A 15,901-nucleotide genomic window follows, 5' to 3' on the forward strand; every position below is an offset into this window, starting at 1 on the left:
GGGATTTCCGTGGACGAGAAACAACGTTACGACGACGGCATGCAAGTGCGCCGCGCGGTGCTCGGCGATGCGCACGTTGATCGCAGCCTGACCACGCTGACCGAGTTCAACTCGGAATTTCAGGAGATGATCACCCGTCACGCCTGGGGCGACATCTGGACCCGCCCGGGCCTGCCGCGCCACACCCGCAGCCTGATCACCATCGCCATGCTGATCGGCATGAATCGCGAGGGTGAACTCAAGTTGCACCTGCGGGCGGCGGCCAACAATGGCGTGAGTCGCGGCGAGATCAAGGAAGTGATCATGCAGAGCGCGATCTACTGCGGGATTCCGGCGGCGAATGCGACGTTCCATCTGGCTGAATCGGTGTGGGATGAGCTGGGTATCGAATCTCGCGAGTAATCGCCGAATTCGAGGGGTCGCAGCCTGTTGAAGGCTGCGATCCTTTGAACTTCATACCTTGGCAACAATGAAAGTCCGCTTGAACGCAAACAACGTATGGCCATTTTCCTCCTGCGGATAATGCGCGTGCACCCGCATCAGGTAGTGATAAATGAAGCGCGCCCGTTCCTCAGACGTCAGCCCCTGCATCACCGGCCGCAGCGCCGACACCTTCACCCAGTCATAAACCGGCGATTTGCCGTCGACCACTTGCAACTGCTCGGTTTCCCAGATATCCAGTGACTGGGTCAGCGGGGCCAGCAGCCGGTAGTAATCCTCCAGTGACAACAACGGCCGCGCGGCCATGCGCTGGCGCAATTGCGCAGTGCCGATGGGGCGGCCGCAGGGTCCGGCATCGTTGAGGGTGTCGAGCATCAGCTGATACCACAGCGCATCACGCCAGTCCGGCATATGCGCGGCGAGGCAGCCGCCGGGGTTTATGTGGCCGAGCAGACGGGGCAGCAGTTGCTCATGGTCGTCGATAAAGTGCAGCACGGCTGCGGCCAGCAGCAGGTCGGCCGATTGCTCGGGTTGCCAGTCGAGCAGGTTGCAGTGCTGCCACGACGCCTTGATCGGCAGGCTGCGGGCCTGATCGAGCATCTGTGCCGAACTGTCGATGCCCCGCAACTGCGCACGCGGCCAGCGTTCGGCCAACAGTTGCGTGGCAATGCCGGTGCCGCAACCGAGGTCATAAATGAGTTTCGGATCGTTCAGTTCGACGCGGCCGAGCAATTCAACGACCGGTTGTTGCCTGAGACGGGAAAACTGCTGGTACGCCTTGGCGTCCCAGTCGGGTGGCGTGTTGAGGCGAGTGATCATGAGGTGATCCTCCGGTGATCAGCAGTGTCTTCCGATGACAGCCTGGCTCGAGTCTTGGGGACCAACATCAACAGATAACGGAAGCGGGAAGGATGAGGCACCTGAGTCCTTCAGGTGATTCCACTCTAATCGACGCCCGCCGAAGTGCCACACATCCTGACGGGTGGCACCTAAGGGGGATTGATACCTACAGCAAACTGATCGGATAGCTGACAATCAGGCGGTTCTCGTCGAACTCGTTGTTGCTGAAGTCGCGGCGCATGGTCGAGTTGCGCCATCTGACGTTCAGGTTCTTCAGCGCGCCGCTCTGCACGGTGTAGCCCAGTTCCGATTCGCGGCCCCATTCCTTGCCGTCGGTGATGGTGCCGGTGTGCACGTTGTCGCCGCTGATGTAACGGTTCATCAGGGTCAGGCCGGGGATGCCCAGGGCAACGAAGTTGTAGTCGTGGCGGACCTGCCAGGAGCGTTCCTGCGCGTTGTCGTAGCTGGCGTTGTAGCTGTCGTTGGCCAGGGTGCCGCCGCTGGTGCCGTTGACGCGCATCCAGGCGCTGTCGCCGGTGAGTTTCTGCAGGCCGACGTAGAAGGTGTGGCCACCGTATTTTGCGGAGAACAGGCCTGACCAGGTCTTGTTGTCGAGTTCGCCGGCGCGGGCGCTGCCGTCGTCCTTGCCGTAGAAGAAACCGAGGTTGGCGCCCAACGTCCAGTCGCCGAGCGGCTGGCTGTGGATCAGGTTGACGTATTGCTGGCTGTAGATGTCCTTGAGTTCGGCGTTCCACAGGCCGATCTGGGTGCGCTTGTCGTTGAACACGTATTCGCCGCCCTGAAAGTTGAAGCGATCGGAGGTGAACGCGGCTTTGCCGGTCATCGACATGTCGCTCATGCTGCTGTCGTCGCGCGGACTGTTGGCGCGGAACTGGCCGCCGTAAAGGGTCAGGCCATCGATTTCCTTCGAGGTGATCTGGCCGCCGCGAAAGGTCTGCGGCAGCGAGCGGCCGTCGTCCGAGCGCAGGATCGGCAACACCGGCATCCACTCGCCGACCTTCACTTCGGTTTGCGACAGCTTCGCCTTGAAGGCGACGTTGGTGCGGCCGAAGTTGTCCGCCGGGCGTCCGTCATGATCCAGCGGCAACAGTTGCGTGCCGCCGGTGCCTTTGCCGCCATCGAGCTTCACCGAGTACAACCCCAGCACATCCAGACCGAACCCGACGGTGCCTTGGGTGAAACCGGATTTGGCGTCGAGGATGAAGTTCTGCGTCCACTCTTCAGCCTTGCCCTGAGCCTTGGTCGGGTTGGTGAAGTTGCGGTTGATGTAGAAGTTGCGCAGGTTCAGGTTGACCTTGGCCCCGTCGATAAAACCGGTTTCTTCTGCCGCAGCGGGCAGCGCGATGCCGGCCAGGGCGAGGGCGATCAGACCGGGAAGTGCGTAGGGCGCAGGGGAGGTTGTCATGGGCTCGGGTCTCTCTTGTTTTTTTTGGGGCAAACGGGAGCGCTGCGGCCGTTTTTCAAGGCGCAGACATACGATGGATTCAGAGGCGAAGCGGCGGCGATCAGCCGGGAGGAGCAGGGCGCGGGAGCATGGTGTCGAACCTGTTGTTATTGGTTTTGTGGCTCGAATGGTGCGGGGCGCGGGCGAGGCGATTCAATCGGCGAAAGTGGAATTTGGGCGATTATCGAACGCAAGATTTGCGGGCAACAAAAAGCCCACCAAACGGTGGGCTTCTTGTATTCAGCAGATGATCAGAACAACTTCATCTTCGGCGCTTCTTCTTTGAGCGGCTCGTTCTGCGCGGTCTGCGCATTCCAGCCACCGCCCAGGGCCTTGTACAGGTTGACCGCACTGGTCAGCTGCGCGAGGCGGTCGGTGATCAGCGATTGTTGCGCGCTGAACAGCTGACGCTGGGCATCGAGGAAGGTCAGGTTGCTGTCGACGCCAATGCGATAGCGACGCTCGGCCAGGCGGTAGTAATCCTGGTTCGCCTGAACGAAATCACGCTGGGCCTGCAACTGCTCGGTGTAGGTCTGGCGCGCGGCCAGGCCGTCGGCGACTTCCTGGAAGGCCGTTTGAATGGACTTCTCGTAGTTCGCCACGCCAATGTCCTTCTGGATCTTGGCGTAGTCGAGGCTGGCGCGCAGGCTGCCGGCGTTGAAGATCGGCAGGTTGATCTGCGGCTGGAACAGCCACGTGCCCGAACCACCCTTGAACAGGCCGGACAGATCCGGGCTCAGGCTGCCCGCGTTGGCGGTCAGGCTGATGCTCGGGAAGAACGCTGCACGGGCCGCGCCGATGTTGGCGTTGGCGGCCTTCAGGTTGTACTCGGCCTGAAGGATGTCCGGACGACGTTGCAGCAGATCCGACGGCAGACCGGCCGGCACGTCGGCCAGCAGGTCATCCGACAGCGGTTTGGCCGCTTGCAGGTTGGCCGGGATGCCGGTGCCGAGCAGCAGGGTCAGGCTGTTTTCGTCCTGGGCCACCTGACGGGTGTAACGCGCCAGTTGTGCCCGGGCGTTTTCCACCGAGGTACGTGACTGCGCCAGGTCCAGCGCCGAAGCTACACCGACTTCGTTGCTGCGGCTGGTCAGCTTGTAGCTTTCCTCGAAGGCACCGAGGGTGTCCTGGGTCAGCTTCAGCAGTTCCTTGTCGGCCTGCCAGGTCAGGTAGGCGTTGGCCACGCTGGCCACCAGGCTGATCTGGGTGCTGCGGCGCGCTTCTTCGGTGGCGAAGTATTGTTGCAGCGCTTGTTCGCTCAGGCTGCGAACCCGACCGAACAGGTCGAGTTCGTAGGCGCTGATGCCGACGGTAGCGGAGTAGGAACTGCTGATGGCCGCTTCACCGGTCTGTGACGCACGGGCCGGAACCCGCTGACGACTGCCGCTGGCATTGGCCGACACGGCCGGGAACAGGTCGGCACGCTGGATGCGGTATTGAGCCGCGTAGGCGTCGATGTTCAGCGCCGCGACACGCAGGTCGCGGTTGTTTTCCAGGGCCACCTGGATCAGCTGCTGCAGGGCCGGGTCATGGAAAAACTGCTTCCAGCCCTGCTCGGCAGCGGCCTGCGCCGGTGCCTGGGCCGGCGAGTACGCCGGGCCCTGCGGGTATTGGCCCGCCACCGGTGCTTGCGGCTGCTGATAATCCGGTATCAGCGAGCAACCGCTCAGCACGAAGGCGGCGACTGCGATGGAGAGTAGCGACTTGCTCATTGGCCAGCCTCTTTAGGAGTTTCTATGGCGTCATCCTTGCCGGCGTTTTTGCGCTGACCCATGGACGACACAGTGACGAAGAACAGTGGAACCCAGAATATCGCCAGGATCGTCGCGGTGAGCATACCGCCAATCACGCCGGTACCGATCGCGTGTTGACTGCCCGAGCCTGCGCCGGTGGAGATAGCCAACGGTACAACACCGAGGACGAAGGCCAGCGACGTCATGATGATCGGTCGCAGACGCATGCGGCAGGCTTCAATCGCCGCATCGCGCAGACTGCGTCCCTGCTCGTGCAATTCCTTGGCGAACTCGACGATCAGAATGGCGTTTTTAGCCGCCAGACCGATAGTCGTCAACAGACCCACCTGGAAGTACACGTCGTTCGACAGACCGCGCAGGCTGGTGGCCATCAGCGCACCGATGATCCCCAGCGGAACCACGAGCATGACCGCGATCGGAATCGACCAGCTTTCATACAGCGCCGCCAGACACAGGAACACCATCAGCAGCGACAGGGCGTACAGCGCCGGAGCCTGTGAGCCGGACAGACGTTCTTCGTACGACAGACCGGTCCACGAGATACCCACACCGGCCGGCAGTTTCTTGGCAATCGCCTCGACTTCGGCCATCGCTTCACCGGTGGAATAACCCGGCGCCGGGGCACCGAGGATCTCGACCGCTTCAACGCCGTTGTAACGCGCCAGCTTCGGCGAACCGTAGATCCACTCGCCCTTGGCGAACGCGGAGAACGGAACCATGGTGCCGGCGGCGTTGCGCACGTACCACTTCTTCAGGTCTTCCGGGCTCATGCGCGAGTCTGGCCGGCCCTGCACGTACACCTTCTTCACCCGACCACGGTCGATGAAGTCGTTGACGTAGCTACTGCCCAGCGCAATCGACAGGGTGTTGTTGATGTCGGAGATGGTGATGCCCAGGGCACTGGCCTTCTCGTCATCGATTTCCAGCTGGAACTGCGGTTCATCGTTCAGACCGTTCGGACGGACCTGCGTGAGCACCTTGCTCTGCGCGGCCATGCCGAGGAACTGGTTGCGCGCGGCCATCAGTTGTTCGTGACCGATACCGGCGCGGTCCTGCAGGAACACGTCGAAACCGGTGGCATTACCCAGCTCCAGTACGGCCGGCGGGGCGAAGGCGAACACCATCGCATCGCGGAAGCTGAAGAAGTGCTGCTGGGCGCGGGCCGCCAGTTTGAACACGCTGTTTTCGGCGTTACGTTCGCCCCACGGCTTGAGCATGATGAACGCCATACCCGAGCTTTGGCCACGGCCGGCGAAGTTGAAGCCGGTCACGGTGAACACCGACGCTACGGCGTCGCCTTCACCGCCGTCCTTGGTCGGACGCAGCAGGAACTCACGCATTTCATCCACCACCACCTGAGTGCGCTGGGCACTGGAACCGGCGGGTGTCTGCACCTGGGCGAACAGAACGCCCTGGTCTTCTTCCGGCAGGAACGCGGTCGGGATGCGGGTGAACAGCCAGATCATGCCGACCACGATCAGCAGGTACGCCAGCAGATACGGCGCCTTGCGCGACAACATGTTGCCGACACCGCGCTCGTAGCTGTTGACGCCACGGTCGAAGTTGCGGTTGAACCAGCCGAAGAAACCCTTTTTCGGCGTGCCGTGCTCACCGTGCGGAATCGCCTTGAGCATGGTGGCGCACAGCGCCGGGGTGAAGATCAGCGCGACCAGTACCGACAGCGCCATGGCCGACACGATGGTGATCGAGAACTGCTTGTAGATCACACCGGTGGAGCCGCTGAAGAATGCCATCGGCAGCAACACCGCCGACAGCACCAGGGCGATACCGACCAGGGCGCCCTGGATCTGGCCCATGGATTTCTTGGTCGCTTCCTTCGGTGACAAGCCTTCTTCGCTCATCACCCGCTCGACGTTTTCCACCACGACAATGGCGTCGTCCACCAGCAAGCCGATGGCCAGCACCATGCCGAACATGGTCAGGGTGTTGATGCTGAAACCGGCCGCTGCGAGGATGCCGAAAGTACCGAGCAATACCACCGGCACGGTCATCGTGGTGATGACGGTGGCGCGGAAGTTCTGCAGGAACAGGAACATCACCAGGAACACCAGCGCAATCGCTTCGACCAGGGTGTGAACCACGCCTTTGATCGACTCGGTCACCACCGGGGTGGTGTCGTACGGGAACACCACTTCCATGCCTTGCGGGAAGAACGGCTTGAGGTCGTCAATCGTCTTGCGCAGTGCCTTGGCGGTGTCGAGGGCGTTGGCGCCGTTGGCCAGTTTCACCGCCAGACCGGACGCCGGGCTGCCGTTGAACTGGGCGCTGATCGCATAGTTCTCGCCACCCAGGCCGACGTCGGCGACGTCTTTGAGGCGAACCTGCGAGCCGTCCTTGTTGACCTTGAGCAGAATTTCTTTGAACTGCTCGGCAGTCTGCAGACGGGTCTTGCCGATGATCGTGGCGTTCAGCTGCTGGCCCTGCACGGCAGGCAAGCCGCCGAGCTGACCGGACGAAACCTGGACGTTCTGCGCCGCAATCGCGGTTTTCACGTCGACCGGGGTCAGGTTGAAGTTGTTCAACTTGGCCGGGTCGAGCCAGATGCGCATCGCGTACTGGGCACCGAAGACCTGGAAGTCACCGACACCGGCGGTCCGGGAGATCGGGTCCTGCATGTTCGACACGATGTAGTTGGACAGGTCGTCCTTGGTCATGCTGCCGTCACGCGACACCACGCCGATCACCAGCAGGAAGTTCTTCACTGCCTTGGTCACGCGGATACCCTGTTGCTGCACTTCCTGCGGCAGCAGCGGGGTGGCCAGGTTCAGCTTGTTCTGGACCTGGACCTGCGCGGTGTCGGAGTTGGTGCCTTGCTCGAAGGTCGCGGTGATGGTCATGCTGCCGTCGGAGTTACTTTCCGAGGACACATAACGCAGGTTGTCGATACCGTTGAGCTGCTGCTCGATCACTTGCACCACGGTGTCCTGAACCGTCTGTGCCGAAGCACCCGGGTAGGTCACCGAGATTGCAATGGCCGGTGGCGCAATGCTCGGGTACTGGTTGATTGGCAGTTTCAGGATCGAAAGTGCCCCGACCAGCATGATCACCAAGGCAATTACCCAGGCGAAAATCGGACGGTCGATGAAAAATTTTGACATGGATTACTCCCCTTTGCCGCCGGCGGCTTTGTCAGCTGCCTGAGCGGGGGCCGGGTTCTTTTTGCCGACGTTGGTCGCTTCGGTCGGTTTGACCTCAACACCCGGTTTGACGAATTGCAGCCCTTCGGTGATCAGACGATCTCCGGCCTTCAGGCCGTCTTCGATCAGCCACTGGCTGCCGACGGTGCGGCTGGCCTTGAGCTGACGCAGCTCGACCTTATTGTCCGGACCGACGACCAGCGCAGTCGGGGTGCCCTTGAGGTCGCGGGTCACGCCTTGCTGCGGCGCGAGGATCGCGGCGCTGTTCACACCGGCCTGCAACTGCGCGTGGACGAACATGCCCGGCAACAGAGTGTGATCCGGGTTCGGGAACACGGCGCGCAGGGTCACGGAACCGGTGGTCTGGTCGACCGACACTTCGGAGAATTCCAGCTTACCGTCGAGCTTGTACTGGCTGCCGTCTTCGAGGGTCAGCTTGACGGCAGCGGCGTTGTCGCCGGCCTTCTGCAGACGACCGCTTTCCAGTTCGCGACGCAATTCCAGCAACTCGACCGAGGACTGGGTAACGTCGACGTAGATCGGGTCCAGTTGCTGGATCACGGCCATCGCGTCGGTCTGGCCGCTGCTGACCAGCGCGCCTTCGGTCACCGAAGAACGGCCGATGCGACCGGAGATCGGTGCGTAGACCTTGGTGTAACGCACGTTGATCTGCGCGCTTTGCAACGACGCTTCCGATTGCAGGCGGTTGGCCACGGCGGTGTCGTATTCCTGACGGCTGACGGCCTGCTCGTCGACCAGTTGCTTGTAGCGGTCGGAGATCGACTTGGTCGAACGCAGGTTGGCTTCGGCGCTTTTCAGGGTCGCTTCATAAACCGACGGATCGATCTGATACAGCTGCTGGCCGGCTTTGACATCGCCGCCTTCCTTGAACAGACGCTTGAGAATGATGCCGTTGACCTGCGGACGAACTTCGGCGATGCGGAATGCACTGGTGCGGCCCGGCAGTTCGGAAGTCAGAGTAAAGGCTTGTGGTTGCAGGGTGACGACGCCGACCTGAGGAGGTGGTGCGGCGGGAGCCGCCTCTTCCTTTTTACATCCGCTGAGCAGCGATGCCAGGGCGACGGCAGTGACCAGAGCGGTAACAGCTGGCTTGAATTGCATGAAGATCCTCGGGTCAGGCGCGCGAAAAGCGCACAAGAAGTGTGGAAGGGTAAAAAAGGGTTATCGGGTGGATAAGTAGCTTGCTAATGAATATACTTACGTTCATGGTTGTTTGTAAACACCTTGGCGTCGTATCCATCCTGTTACAAAAGTCGTCGCAAGGTCTGAAATTGTAGGCCGGGGAGCCGATCCGCGAGAGATCGACCCTTTTTTATTCAGCGGATATTCAGCCATCCCTGAAACATCCTGTTTGAGGTTTTACTGCCATGGTCCGTCGTACCAAAGAGGAAGCTCAGGAAACGCGCAGCCAGATTCTCGAAGCGGCCGAGAAAGCCTTCTATGAGCGGGGCGTGGCGCGCACGACGTTGTCGGATATCGCGACCCTGGCCGGGGTGACGCGCGGTGCCATCTACTGGCACTTCAGCAACAAGGCCGATCTGTTGCAAGCCATGCTCGATACTCTGCATGAGCCGTTGGACGAACTGGCCAAGGCCAGCGAAAGCGAGGACGAACCCGATCCACTGGGCTGCATGCGCCAATTGCTGATTCATTTGTTTCATAAAGTTGCACTGGATCCGAAGACCCGGCGTATCAACGAAATTTTGTTTCATAAGTGCGAGTTCACCGATGAAATGTGCGATCTGCGTCAGCAGCGCCGGAGCGCCAGCCTCGATTGCAATGTGCGGATCGCGCTGACACTGAGTAACGCGGTCAATCGTGGGCAGTTGCCGGCGGACCTCGACACCGCCCGGGCAGCCATCAGCATTCACGCTTATATCGACGGCCTCCTTTATGGATGGCTCCTGGCGCCGGACGCCTTCGATCTGTACGCCGAGGCGGAGCGTTGGGTCGATACGGGGCTGGACATGCTGCGCTGGAGCCCCAGCCTGCGCAAATGAAACAAAATTCGTTATTGGTCCGTGGGTGTCAACCGTGATGTTGAAAATGAACGGTGCTTCACGCACGCTGCGGTAATGGGTTGCTTTTATATACGCACGTTCACTTGATTGACAGATTGCTAGCTCAGTATTTTGTAGGAATTTTGTGTCTGGAATGTGAGAGAGGGTAAGTGCCAGACAATCAATCCTGACGTGATCCCCTATTGGAGCTGCGTCAGACCTACGATAAACAAAAAGCCCCGACTCTTTCGAGTCCAGGGCTTTTTTCGTGTTTCTGTAATTGACGAATACTGTCGGGTAGTCGATGTGGCCGATCGTGGAGCATCCTTGAGTGCATACCGCTTTACGATCAAAGGAATCTTTTTACTTGAATGGTTGCGAACTATGCAGTCTCAGTTCACGACAGCCCAATAATTGGTTATACGGGCGGTCTTACTTAACCTAATTTGATCACTATGGCATAGCTATAAGGGCGAGCGGGCTGTTGCCGGGTTATATGAGATTCGCAGGTGAGTGGTTTTTCGCCAATAGAACGAACGTTATGTTCGCGTTTGGGGATTATTTTCGTGTCAAAGGCGAACGGTTCATAGGGGGCCGTTAACTTTACTGAGGTTGTGAAATGAAAGGCCTGTTTTTCACCGGAGTAAGTAAACGCATGTCCGACGGGGGTGGATCTACGCCGTTTCGCCCCACCAGAAATCGCTGGAGGCGTGCTGCGTAGTATGAACTGCATGTAGGTCCAAGGGTGGATGACCAAATCCTTTCCTTGGAATCCACTGGTATCCCAGCTGCATTGGGTGAGTGAAAATTTTTCCGAGGTTCCATTGTAGATATTGATCAGAATACTGTTATTGCCTTCGTGTTTAATCGTATTCCAGGTTTTTTCTTCGTGTTGTTGAGCTTTTTTGATAACGGTTTTAAATTCATCTTCGGGTTTTGAGTGGTTAGTGGTCTTGGTGTGTTCGTCGTCGGTGATGCTGGAAAGCACAGTGCCTAAAATACCAGCGGCGACTGGATTAATTAAATAGGTTGAGTTTGATAAAATGGACGTTGGAATAGTGTTTTCGAATGTTTTGATTTGAGTTTCTTCATGATTGTTTTCGTCTTTTGAAGCGGTGTTGTTTGTTGTGTCATTCATGACGGTTTCTCTTTTTGTTTAGTTGGAGGGTGCGAAAATAACAGTACCAAGATCGATGTGCATGCGAGCTATGTAATGGTTTATTTCGCAAGTAGTCGCCCCCCCTGATAAACAAAAAGCCCCGGCTCTTACGAGTCCGGGGCTTTTGAATTGCAAGGCGTAGTGATTACAACGTTGGGTAGTCGAGGTAACCGACCGCACCTTTGCCGTAGAAGGTTTCCGGGTGCGGCTCGTTCAGCGGCGCATCGGCCTTCAGCCGGGCCGGCAGGTCCGGGTTGGCAATGAACGGGATGCCGAATGCCACGGCGTCAGCCTTGCCCTCGGCCAGCCAGGCGTTGGCGCTGTCCTTGGTGAAGCGCTCGTTGGCAATGTAGGCGCCGCCGAAGGCTTCTTTCAGTTGTGGGCCGAGGCTGTCGGCACCTTCTTTCTCGCGGGAGCAGATGAAGGCGATGCCACGCTTGCCCAGTTCGCGGGCGACGTAGGTGAAGGTCTCGGCCAGGTTGTCGTCGCCCATGTCATGGGAGTCGGCGCGCGGTGCCAGGTGCACACCAACACGGCCGGCGCCCCAGACTTCGATCGCGGCGTCGGTCACTTCCAGCAGCAGACGGGCACGGTTTTCCAGGGAGCCGCCGTAGATATCGGTGCGCTGGTTGGTGCTGCTTTGCAGGAACTGGTCGAGCAGGTAGCCGTTGGCACCGTGGATTTCCACGCCGTCGAAACCGGCGGCCTTGGCGTTTTCCGCACCGACGCGGTAAGCGTCGACGATGTCGGCGATTTCAGCGGTTTCCAGTGCACGCGGGGTTGGATAGTCGGCCAGCGGGCGAACCAGGCTGACATGGCCTTTAGGCTGGATGGCGCTCGGGGCAACCGGGGCTTCGCCGTTCAGGTACGACGGGTGGGAGACCCGGCCGACGTGCCACAGTTGCAGGACGATCTTGCCGCCGGCCGCGTGAACGGCCTTGGTCACGTTGGTCCAGCCGCGCACCTGGTCGTTGGACCAGATGCCCGGGGTGTCCGGATAGCCGACGCCCATCGGGGTCACCGAGGTGGCTTCGCTGAGGATCAGGCCGGCCGAGGCGCGTTGTACGTAGTACTCGGCCATCAACGCGTTCGGTACGCGGCCTTCGTCGGCGCGGCAGCGGGTCAGCGGCGCCATGATGATGCGGTTGGACAGCTCGAGGTCGCCCAGTTTGATCGGATCGAAAATTGTTGCCATGAGATACAACCCTCGTGAGGTAAGTGAGTGAATCAGTTAGCGGTGGCCAGCTCGGGATTGCCGTTCTGGCGGAATGTGATCAGGGTCACCAGCAGGGCCAGGACAGCCAGCGCAGCAGCGGCGAGAGGCACGCTGGTCAGGCCGTAGCCGTGGGCGATGACGCTGCCGCCGACCCAGGCGCCGAGGGCGTTGCCGACGTTGAAGGCGCCGATGTTCAGGGTCGACACCAGGTTCGGTGCGGCCTGGCCGTAGGTCACGACGTTCACTTGCAGGGCCGGCACGGCGGCGAAACACGCGGTAGCCCAGAGGAACAGGGTGATTTCGGTGGGGATCAGCGCGATGCTGGTCCAGGTCAGGACGGTAGAGGTCACGGCCATGGCGATGAACACGCCGATCAGCGTCGCGGCAAGGCCCTTGTCGGCCAGTTTGCCACCGATGATGTTGCCGACAGTCAGGCCCAGGCCGATGAGCATCAGGGTCCAGGTCACGCCGCGGGGCGAGACACCGGTGACATCGCCCAACAGCGGCGCGACGTAAGTGAACAGCGTGAATACTGAAGCGGCGAACAGCGCGGTCATGCTCAGCGACAGCCAGATGCCGGCGCCCTTGAGCGCGGCCAGTTCGGCGCGCATGTCGAGTTTTTCTTCGTCACGCTTGGCCGGCAGGAAGCGGATCAGGCCGATCAGCGCGATCACACCGATCACGGTCACTGCCCAGAAGGTCGAGCGCCAGCCGGCTTCCTGACCGAGGGCGGTGCCCAGCGGTACACCCAGCACGTTGGCCAGGGTCAGGCCGGTGAACATCAGGGCCACGGCCGAGGCGCGTTTGTTCGGCGCCACCAGATTGGCCGCGACCACCGAACCGATGCCGAAGAACGCACCGTGGCAGAGGGCGGTAACCACTCGGGCGAACATCAGCACGTTGTAATCAGTGGCGATGGCGCAGAGCAGGTTGCCGATAATGAAGATGCCCATCAGCGTAACCAGTGCAGCCTTGCGCGGCAGTTTTGCAGTGGCCATTGCCATGAACGGCGCACCAATCGCCACGCCCAGGGCGTAGCCGGTCACCAGCCAGCCGGCACCGGGAATCGACACACCGAGGTCGGCCGCGACATTGGGCAGCAGACCCATGATGACGAACTCGGTGGTGCCGATGGCGAAGGCGCTCAAGGCGAGTATGAGTAGCGAGAGGGGCATCGTTTAATCCTTTCGGCTGGCTGACGTTAAGGGTCAGAGCTCTTTGCTGAGGGTGCTGAGGAACGCCTGGATCACGTCCTCGTTACGTTTGAAAAAGTGCCACTGGCCGGCCTTCTGGCTGCTGATCAGCCCGGCCCGTTGCAGGGTGGCCAGGTGGGCGGAGACGGTCGATTGCGACAGGCCGCAGCGTTGATCGATCTGCCCGGCGCAGATGCCGTACTCGTGGTTGTGGATCTGTTCCGGAAACTGGGCCTTCGGGTCTTTCAGCCAGTTGAGGATGTCTCGCCGTACTGGGTGTGCCAGGGCTTTTATTATTTCGTCGAGGTCAATGTTCATGGCTGGGTGCTCGTGATGTGTGTAGCGCTATATCGCGATGAGGCGAACTTTATATCGGTACTTCGCGATACACCAATATGAATTTGATCTGACGACCGCTTAAATCGGTATATCGGGTTATAACGATATGTGAGGTGTAAACAACCGCGGGCGCGGTGCTAAGCTGCGCCCATGAACTATCTCGCACATTTACACCTCGGTGGCCAGCGCCCCGGTCAACTGCTCGGCAGTCTGTATGGCGATTTCGTCAAAGGGCGGCTGCAAGGACAGTTCGACCCGGAGATCGAAGCGGCGATTGCCCTGCATCGGCAAATCGACGTGTTCACCGATCGCCACCCATTGGTGGATGCCTCACTGGCGCGCTTTTCAACGACTCGCCGCCGTTACGCGGGCATCGTCCTCGACGTGTTTTTCGACCATTGCCTGGCCCGCGACTGGACGCAGTACGCCGATCGGCCGCTCGGCCAATTCACCACCGACGTTTACCGCGTGCTGTCGAACGAGCGGCAATTGCCCGAGCGCCTGGCGAAGATCGCCCCGCACATGGTGGCCAATGACTGGTTGGGTTCGTATCAGGAGTTCGAAGTGCTGGAGCAGGTGTTACGAGGGATCTCCCGGCGCCTGACCCGGCCTGAAGAACTGGCGGGGGCGATGGAGGAGTTGCGGCGGTTGTATGAACCGTTGAGCGAAGACTTCCGCTTGTTCTACCCACAGCTGCAGGACTTTGCCGGCCGGCAGCTGTAGGCAGACGTCGCCGATCAGGCAGCGATCAGATCGCGGGCGTGTTGCGCTTCGACCGGTTTGACCACATCACCGAACAAGGCTTTCTGCACCGCTTGCTGGGCCTCGTACGCCAATGCCGCGCGCTCCCGGCCCTGGCAGGCAATCGGCTTGAGCAGATGGATTTCGACATCGCCGCAGTCATTGCTGAACAGACGCATCAGGTGCGAAAGCAGATCATCGTCACCAATGAACGGCGCCAGCGAATCGATCTTGCCGTCGCGCAGGTAACGGATCGCCACCGGTTGCAGCTTCACCTCGGAATCGATTGCGGCCGACAGCAAACGACCATGAAAGGTACGCAGCGAACGGCCATCGGTGGTGGTGCCTTCCGGGAACATCAGCAGCGGATGATCGGTTTGCAGGTGACGGGTCATCTGTTTGCGGATCAACTGGCTGTCGCCCGAACCGCGACGGATGAACAGGCTGCCGGCCTTCGCCGCTAGCCAGCCGGCCACCGGCCAGGTGCGCACTTCGGCCTTGGACAGAAACGACAGCGGCGTGAGCATCCCGAGCAGCGGAATGTCGGTCCACGACACATGGTTGCTGACCCACAGCATCGGCTGTTTCGGCAGCTCACCGTGGACGGTCACGCGAAAGGGCAGGGCATTGCTCAGACGCGCCATGAAAAACCGCGACCAGCGCTGCCGACGCTCCATCGAATGGGCCAGCCCCAGACGTTCGAATACTCCGAAGACACTGGCCATGCTCAAGCCCAGCGTCACCACCAGCAGCACTCGCGCGATCCGCGCGTACACCCGCAGCCGGCTCATCACACGGCCGCCTTGAAGTGCTTGGCGTAGCGCGGGCAGAGTTCGTCGCGCTTGAGCAGGATGAACACGTCGGCGACCTGGAAGTCTTCGTCCCAGCACGGCTCGCCGCAGATCTTCGCGCCCAGGCGCATGTAGGCCTTGAGCAGCGGCGGCATTTCGGCGATCACGTTCGACGGAATGTCGAGGCTCGGCAGCGGATTCTTCGGCTCGGCGCGCAGATGTTCGGTGCACAGATAGCGTTCGCGCAGGCGCTGCATGATCGCGTGGGCCTGTATGCCGCCGTCCTGCATCGGGATGCTCGCGCAACCCATCAGATAGCTGTAGCCGCCCTGATTCAGCACTTCGGCCAGCTCGCCCCAGAGCACGGCGATGGTGCCGCCGTTGCGGTAGGCCGGGTCGACGCAGGTGCGGCCGATTTCCAGGATCGGGCCTTGTAGATGCGCGAGGCCGTGCAGGCTGAATTCTTCTTCGCTGTAGAACTTGCCCAGGCTGCTGGCGGCGGTGTGATCGAGCAAACGGGTGGTCGCCACCAGGCGGCCGGTGTTCAGGTCACGCACGCCGATGTGGCTGCAGTGAACATCATAGTCATCCATGTCCAGACCCAGCTCCGCGCCGTTCAGCTTGGCGTTGAACTCGCCGCTGAACACGTTGAAGCGCAAGGCCTGGGCTTGCTGCAAGGCCTCGGCGCCGATCAGGCGTTCGGCTTGCAGGCGGCGTTCATTGCCGGTGTCGCTGATGCGGGCGATCTGAGTCATGTGAATCTCCGTACGGGCCTTGAACCCG

General features: G+C 60.5%; 14 protein-coding genes. 3 read left to right on the plus strand and 11 right to left on the minus strand.

What is annotated here, in order from left to right:
- Positions 1-9: 9 nt before the first annotated feature.
- The gene (gene pcaC / locus CAG25_RS17860; RefSeq protein ID WP_041070503.1) at positions 10-402 is read left to right on the plus strand and encodes a 4-carboxymuconolactone decarboxylase; all 393 of its coding nucleotides are present in this window, start codon (positions 10-12) and stop codon (positions 400-402) included.
- A gap of 51 nt (positions 403-453) precedes the next feature.
- On the opposite strand, the gene CAG25_RS17865 is transcribed toward pcaC, so the two are convergent.
- From CAG25_RS17865 to emhA, 5 genes are all read right to left on the minus strand, one after another.
- The gene (locus CAG25_RS17865) at positions 454-1,260 is read right to left on the minus strand and encodes a methyltransferase domain-containing protein (protein ID WP_085612384.1); all 807 of its coding nucleotides are present in this window, start codon (positions 1,258-1,260) and stop codon (positions 454-456) included.
- Positions 1,261-1,447: 187 nt separating this feature from the next.
- The gene (locus CAG25_RS17870; RefSeq protein WP_085612385.1) at positions 1,448-2,707 is read right to left on the minus strand and encodes an OprD family porin; all 1,260 of its coding nucleotides are present in this window, start codon (positions 2,705-2,707) and stop codon (positions 1,448-1,450) included.
- Positions 2,708-2,997: 290 nt separating this feature from the next.
- Positions 2,998-4,458: an efflux RND transporter outer membrane subunit EmhC gene (gene emhC / locus CAG25_RS17875; RefSeq protein WP_064593991.1), complete on the minus strand. Its 1,461-nt coding sequence runs from the start codon at positions 4,456-4,458 to the stop codon at positions 2,998-3,000.
- Positions 4,455-7,619 carry an efflux RND transporter permease subunit EmhB gene (gene emhB / locus CAG25_RS17880; RefSeq protein WP_085612386.1) on the minus strand — a complete coding sequence of 1,055 codons (3,165 nt, stop codon included), beginning with the start codon at positions 7,617-7,619 and terminating at the stop codon, positions 4,455-4,457. The genes emhC and emhB overlap by 4 nt, the downstream gene beginning before the upstream one ends.
- A 3-nt stretch (positions 7,620-7,622) precedes the next feature.
- Entirely contained in the window at positions 7,623-8,780 is a 1,158-nt protein-coding gene (emhA, locus tag CAG25_RS17885; RefSeq protein ID WP_039771445.1) for an efflux RND transporter periplasmic adaptor subunit EmhA, read from the minus strand.
- 266 nt (positions 8,781-9,046) lie between these two features.
- Here emhA and CAG25_RS17890 point away from each other — a divergent pair, with 266 nt between their 5' ends.
- Entirely contained in the window at positions 9,047-9,679 is a 633-nt protein-coding gene (locus CAG25_RS17890) for a TetR family transcriptional regulator (RefSeq protein ID WP_085612387.1), read from the plus strand.
- Between the two features lie 436 nt (positions 9,680-10,115).
- Here the strand turns inward: CAG25_RS17890 and CAG25_RS28430 are convergent, their stop codons facing one another.
- The 4 genes from CAG25_RS28430 to CAG25_RS17905 form a co-directional block, all read right to left on the minus strand.
- Positions 10,116-10,817 carry a hypothetical protein gene (locus CAG25_RS28430; protein WP_143492951.1) on the minus strand — a complete coding sequence of 234 codons (702 nt, stop codon included), beginning with the start codon at positions 10,815-10,817 and terminating at the stop codon, positions 10,116-10,118.
- A 166-nt stretch (positions 10,818-10,983) separates the two neighbouring features.
- The gene (locus CAG25_RS17895; protein WP_007957862.1) at positions 10,984-12,033 is read right to left on the minus strand and encodes an alkene reductase; all 1,050 of its coding nucleotides are present in this window, start codon (positions 12,031-12,033) and stop codon (positions 10,984-10,986) included.
- A gap of 32 nt (positions 12,034-12,065) precedes the next feature.
- Positions 12,066-13,229 carry an MFS transporter gene (locus tag CAG25_RS17900; RefSeq protein ID WP_011332833.1) on the minus strand — a complete coding sequence of 388 codons (1,164 nt, stop codon included), beginning with the start codon at positions 13,227-13,229 and terminating at the stop codon, positions 12,066-12,068.
- A 33-nt stretch (positions 13,230-13,262) separates the two neighbouring features.
- On the minus strand, positions 13,263-13,565 hold the full coding sequence (locus tag CAG25_RS17905; RefSeq protein WP_007957866.1) for a helix-turn-helix transcriptional regulator: 303 nt from the start codon (positions 13,563-13,565) through the stop codon (positions 13,263-13,265).
- Positions 13,566-13,736: 171 nt separating this feature from the next.
- On the opposite strand from CAG25_RS17905, the gene CAG25_RS17910 reads away from it, so the two are divergent.
- Complete coding sequence (locus CAG25_RS17910; RefSeq protein ID WP_085612388.1) at positions 13,737-14,309, plus strand: ACP phosphodiesterase; 573 nt, start codon at positions 13,737-13,739, stop codon at positions 14,307-14,309.
- Between the two features lie 14 nt (positions 14,310-14,323).
- Here CAG25_RS17910 and CAG25_RS17915 read toward each other — a convergent pair whose 3' ends face one another.
- Entirely contained in the window at positions 14,324-15,118 is a 795-nt protein-coding gene (locus tag CAG25_RS17915; RefSeq protein ID WP_085612389.1) for a 1-acyl-sn-glycerol-3-phosphate acyltransferase, read from the minus strand.
- The gene (gene olsB / locus CAG25_RS17920) at positions 15,118-15,873 is read right to left on the minus strand and encodes an L-ornithine N(alpha)-acyltransferase (RefSeq protein ID WP_064594004.1); all 756 of its coding nucleotides are present in this window, start codon (positions 15,871-15,873) and stop codon (positions 15,118-15,120) included. The genes CAG25_RS17915 and olsB overlap by 1 nt, the downstream gene beginning before the upstream one ends.
- Positions 15,874-15,901 lie beyond the last annotated feature (28 nt).

The organism is Pseudomonas sp. B16(2017), assembly GCF_002113205.1.
Lineage (GTDB): Bacteria > Pseudomonadota > Gammaproteobacteria > Pseudomonadales > Pseudomonadaceae > Aquipseudomonas > Aquipseudomonas pharyngis.

Bases quoted from the DNA above. Each gene is read 5' to 3' on its own strand.
- CAG25_RS17865 (WP_085612384.1), bottom strand. From the start codon at position 1,260: ATGATCACTCGCCTCAACACGCCACCCGACTGGGACGCCAAGGCGTAC.
- CAG25_RS17870 (WP_085612385.1), bottom strand. From the start codon at position 2,707: ATGACAACCTCCCCTGCGCCCTACGCACTTCCCGGTCTGATCGCCCTC.
- emhC (WP_064593991.1), bottom strand. From the start codon at position 4,458: ATGAGCAAGTCGCTACTCTCCATCGCAGTCGCCGCCTTCGTGCTGAGC.
- emhB (WP_085612386.1), bottom strand. From the start codon at position 7,619: ATGTCAAAATTTTTCATCGACCGTCCGATTTTCGCCTGGGTAATTGCC.
- emhA (WP_039771445.1), bottom strand. From the start codon at position 8,780: ATGCAATTCAAGCCAGCTGTTACCGCTCTGGTCACTGCCGTCGCCCTG.
- CAG25_RS17890 (WP_085612387.1), top strand. From the start codon at position 9,047: ATGGTCCGTCGTACCAAAGAGGAAGCTCAGGAAACGCGCAGCCAGATT.
- CAG25_RS28430 (WP_143492951.1), bottom strand. From the start codon at position 10,817: ATGAATGACACAACAAACAACACCGCTTCAAAAGACGAAAACAATCAT.
- CAG25_RS17895 (WP_007957862.1), bottom strand. From the start codon at position 12,033: ATGGCAACAATTTTCGATCCGATCAAACTGGGCGACCTCGAGCTGTCC.
- CAG25_RS17900 (WP_011332833.1), bottom strand. From the start codon at position 13,229: ATGCCCCTCTCGCTACTCATACTCGCCTTGAGCGCCTTCGCCATCGGC.
- CAG25_RS17905 (WP_007957866.1), bottom strand. From the start codon at position 13,565: ATGAACATTGACCTCGACGAAATAATAAAAGCCCTGGCACACCCAGTA.
- CAG25_RS17910 (WP_085612388.1), top strand. From the start codon at position 13,737: ATGAACTATCTCGCACATTTACACCTCGGTGGCCAGCGCCCCGGTCAA.
- CAG25_RS17915 (WP_085612389.1), bottom strand. From the start codon at position 15,118: ATGAGCCGGCTGCGGGTGTACGCGCGGATCGCGCGAGTGCTGCTGGTG.
- olsB (WP_064594004.1), bottom strand. From the start codon at position 15,873: ATGACTCAGATCGCCCGCATCAGCGACACCGGCAATGAACGCCGCCTG.